Genomic DNA, 4,008 nt, shown 5'->3' with positions numbered 1-4,008 from the left:
ATATTATCAGAGCCAGGGGATCGATCTCGGCCGGCTCGAGCCGGCGACGGTTGAAAGCGGCGCCAAGGCCGATTTCGCCGGCGCGATCGTCGTCGGCCCGCCCTCGGCCTTCGCCGATCGCTGGGCGCGGCGTTTTCCGGACCCGATCTCCTGCTTCGCCTCGGGCTGGATGCGCATACGCCAGCGGGCAAAGCAGGGCGGCGTCGAGCTGCCGCTGATCATTTCCGACCACGCCGACTGGGACGAGTTGATCATCACCATCAAGGAAACGGGTGCTGCGGAAATCTGGGTCACGCATGGCCGCGAGGAAGCGCTGGTGCGCTGGTGCGAGCTGGAGGGCATCGCGGCAAGGCCGTTGCATCTGGTGGGCTATGAGGACGAGGGCGATTGATGGAACAGTGTTCGCCAATCGTCACCGCCGCGCTCTACGGCCCCCCTCTCTGTCCTGCCGGACATCTCCCCCTCAAGGGGGGAGATTGGCAGTTTCGGCGCCGGCGCATCTCCCGCGACAGTGGAGATTGGCGAAAGCCGTGGCGACATCTGATCTCCCCCCTTGAGGGGGAGATGGCCGGCAGGCCAGAGAGGGGGGCCTCGCGCCGGCTTTTGCCCCTGGCGTGGCGCGCATGAACCGCTTCGCCGAGCTCCTCGACCGTCTCGTGCTGACGCCGTCGCGCAACGGCAAGCTGACGCTGCTCAGAGACTATTTCCACAGCGTCGAGGACCCCGATCGCGGCCTGGCGCTGGCGGCGATCACGGGCGATCTCAACATCGCGGCGGTGAAGCCGGCGATGCTGCGCGCGCTGGTGGTGGAGCGCATGGATCCTGTGCTGTTCGGCTATTCCTACGATTATGTCGGCGACCTCGCCGAGACCGTGTCGCTGGTCTGGCCGCAGCCGCAAGGACACATCCCCAATCACATGCCGACGCTTGCCGAGGTGGTCGGCAGACTGCAGGCGGCAAGCCGCTCCGATGGGCCCAAGGTGCTGGCGCGGCTGCTCGACGACGCCAACATCTCGGCGCGCTTCGCCATCATCAAGCTGGTGACCGGGGGCCTGCGCATCGGTGTGTCGGCGCGGCTCGCCAAACAGGCTCTGGCCGATCTTGGCAAGGTCGACGTCAGCGAGATCGAGGAGCTCTGGCACGGGCTGACGCCGCCTTACACCGAGCTGTTCGCCTGGCTGGAAGGCCGGGCGGAAAAGCCGAGGAGCGCGGCACTTGCGCTGTTCCGGCCGGTGATGCTCTCCAACGCCGTCGACGATGGCGACCTCGAAAAGCTCGACCACGGCGCTTATGCGGCGGAGTGGAAGTGGGACGGCATCCGTGTGCAGGCGGTGTGCGAGGGCGGCGTGCGCCGGCTCTATTCGCGTACCGGCGACGATGTGTCCGGGGCCTTCCCAGACCTTGCCGCGGCGATGACGTTCGAAGCGGCGCTCGACGGCGAGCTTTTGGTCGGCGACCCTCGCGAGGCGACCGGAACCTTCTCCGACCTGCAGCAGCGGCTGAACCGCAAGAGCGTGTCGCCAAAGATCCAGCAGCGCTATCCGGCCTTCATGCGCTGCTACGACGCGCTGCAGATCGACGGCGAGGATTTGCGCTCGCTGCCTTTCGCGGAGCGCCGCAAGCGTCTCGAGGCCTTCGTGAAGACGCTTGATCCCAGCCGCTTCGATCTCTCGCCGTTGGTCGAGTTCCCCGATTGGGAGACGCTGGAACGGCTGCGCCAGGCGCCGCCGCATCCGATCATCGAAGGGGTGATGTTGAAGCGCTGGGATTCGCCATACCTTGCCGGCCGGCCGAAGGGCCCGTGGTTCAAATGGAAGCGCGATCCGCACACCATCGACGCGGTGCTGATGTATGCGCAGCGCGGCCACGGCAAGCGTTCCAGCTTCTATTCAGACTACACGTTCGGTGTGTGGTCCGGCCCCGAGGGCTCGGAAGAGCTGGTGCCGGTCGGCAAGGCCTATTTCGGCTTCACCGACGAGGAGCTGAGAGAGATCGACAAATATGTGCGCGACAACACGATCGAGCGTTTCGGCCCGGTGCGCTCGGTGCGCGCCGACCGTCGCAACGGCCTCGTGCTGGAGGTGGCGTTCGAAGGCCTCAACCGCTCGACCCGGCATAAATCGGGTGTCGCGATGCGCTTTCCCCGCATCTCACGGCTGCGCTGGGACAAGCCGGCGGCGGAAGCCGACCGCATCGAGACGCTGCAAGCGTTGTTGGATGGCTAAGGGCTAAAAATCCGACGTCGGCGCTGTCACCCCGCCCGCGCCTGCGGCGCGGGTGGGGTGCTGCGCCTGCGTCGATAACTACACAGACGCGATCACTGCGCGATCGAAACGCGTATCTCGTAGATATCGACCGACTTGCCCTTCTGATCGATGTCGGAGTTGATGGCGATGGTTCCGGCGGCGCCTGGATGCTTGTCCGGGAACTGCACGTCGAACAAATATTCGTTGCGTTCGTGGCCGACGGCGTAACGCTTGCGGCCGCAATCGCCGAGATCGCCGAAATTGCAGTCGACCGATATCTGCGTCTCCTTGCCTTCTTCCGAGCGGGCGACGACGTCGAACATGGCGTGCTTGCCAACAAGCTTCTCCAGAACGCCCTGGCCGACATCGAAGGCAATGGCAGAGCCGGAGGCGCCGGAGCGGATGCGCAGGAACTGGCCGGTGTCGTCCTTCATCACGTCGGCGCCGGCGTCGGACGGCGTGCTGACATGGGTCGGGTCGGCGGGCGAGAAGACGTTGATCCAGTTCTTCGACTGGTCCGCCTCGCCCGGCTTCTGCGGCGAGCCGGTGTCGCCCGGCTGCGAGGAGTCCTCGCTGTCAAGGGTCGGCGTCGGTTCCGGCGGGCCGGTGTCGAGCTCGGCCGCCGTCTTGAAGACGCCGGTCTGCTTGGCGAAGTAGAGACCGATGCCGGCGGCGGCGAGCAATGTCGCGACGACGAAGATCGCGGTCAGCGGCAGGCGCCGGCCCCTGATCCGCCGCTCATCGCGATCGGGCGCGACCTCGGCGCCGTTGCCGACGGGAGCGCCCGGCGATTCATCGAGCGACGGCGCATCGGGAAGCGCCGTCTCGTCCGGCATGATGTCGGGCACGCGCGGCAGCACGCGCGAACGCGGCTGGTCCGAAGCGTCTGGCTGCACCGGCCCGTCGACGGTGATCGAGGGTGAGCGTGCTGATTGCGACGGCGGCAGCGGCGCGTCGACCGAAGGCGCGGCCGAACCGGCAGGCGCCTCGACGCGGGGCGCCGGCGCGCCATTGCTGGCCGGCACGACATTTTCCGGCGGCAACGTCACATCGGGGACGGCCGGCAGGAACTCTGATTCGATCTCGGTGATCTTGGCCTGCACCGCCTTGCGGCGGCCGATGGCGGCCTCGACCGTGATGTTCGGGTTGGCCTGCAGGACGCGGTCCAGCGCGGCAAAGGCCGATCGATAGACCTTCTCTCGGAACGCCCGGTCCTCGGCATTGCCTTTCTCGAAGGCATTGCGGATAGCTTTCTCGATGGGGTCCAAGCGAGCTCCCTCTGCGCGTTCGCTCACAGTTCCCTGATCGTTAGCCGCAGGCGGCCAATCGATCAACGGGCGAGCGGCTGCTTGCCGGCGTATCCAACGCCATTTCGGGGTTTTTTGCTGGAGAATCAACATTTTTCGTCACGAACACGCCGGGCGATGCGGCCGTGGGGCAGCCGGCTTGGACGCCACCGCGCGCCACGGCCGCGCGTGTTGCGCGGTAACCGTAGATGGGAATTGCCGGCAAAGAGGCCGGAATTCGCCGCTGCCCATCTTGAATTAGCGAGCGGTTGAGTCTATCACGCAGCGCATTCTGGAAGCCTGACGCTTCCCGGGCCGCTTTAGCTCAGTTGGTAGAGCACATCATTCGTAATGATGGGGTCGCGTGTTCGAGTCACGCAAGCGGCACCAAGACTTCCCAAGGGTTTGCGGATTTCGGCGGCTAGAGCGAAAAAACGCCTGCCAACAGTCTGCCAACAATTCCCGGTGCTCATTTG

At 65.9% G+C, this 4,008-nt stretch carries 2 protein-coding genes, 1 tRNA gene and 1 pseudogene; 3 read left to right on the top strand and 1 reads right to left on the bottom strand.

All coding sequences use genetic code 11. The features are described 5' to 3' along the window. Together EOA27_RS25895 and EOA27_RS25885 are read left to right on the top strand one after the other, a co-directional pair. A pseudogene (locus EOA27_RS25895) lies at window positions 1–391 on the top strand (DNA ligase-associated DEXH box helicase); the annotation flags it as partial. 232 nt (window positions 392–623) lie between these two features. Continuing rightward, window positions 624–2,225 carry a cisplatin damage response ATP-dependent DNA ligase gene (locus tag EOA27_RS25885; protein WP_126079459.1) on the top strand — a complete coding sequence of 534 codons (1,602 nt, stop codon included), beginning with the start codon at window positions 624–626 and terminating at the stop codon, window positions 2,223–2,225. Between the two features lie 92 nt (window positions 2,226–2,317). Here the strand turns inward: EOA27_RS25885 and EOA27_RS25880 are convergent, their stop codons facing one another. Further along, window positions 2,318–3,514 carry a hypothetical protein gene (locus EOA27_RS25880; RefSeq protein WP_126079460.1) on the bottom strand — a complete coding sequence of 399 codons (1,197 nt, stop codon included), beginning with the start codon at window positions 3,512–3,514 and terminating at the stop codon, window positions 2,318–2,320. Window positions 3,515–3,846: 332 nt separating this feature from the next. On the opposite strand from EOA27_RS25880, the gene EOA27_RS25875 reads away from it, so the two are divergent. After that, a tRNA-Thr gene (locus tag EOA27_RS25875) sits at window positions 3,847–3,922 on the top strand. Window positions 3,923–4,008: the final 86 nt, after the last annotated feature.

It is taken from the genome of Mesorhizobium sp. M2A.F.Ca.ET.037.01.1.1 (assembly GCF_003998075.1).
In the GTDB taxonomy this organism is placed as follows: Bacteria; Pseudomonadota; Alphaproteobacteria; order Rhizobiales; family Rhizobiaceae; genus Mesorhizobium.
Note: the sequence above shows the minus strand (reverse complement) of the source record. Positions and strands in the feature narration are given on the sequence as shown.

Bases quoted from the DNA above. Each gene is read 5' to 3' on its own strand.
- EOA27_RS25885 (WP_126079459.1), top strand. From the start codon at position 624: ATGAACCGCTTCGCCGAGCTCCTCGACCGTCTCGTGCTGACGCCGTCG.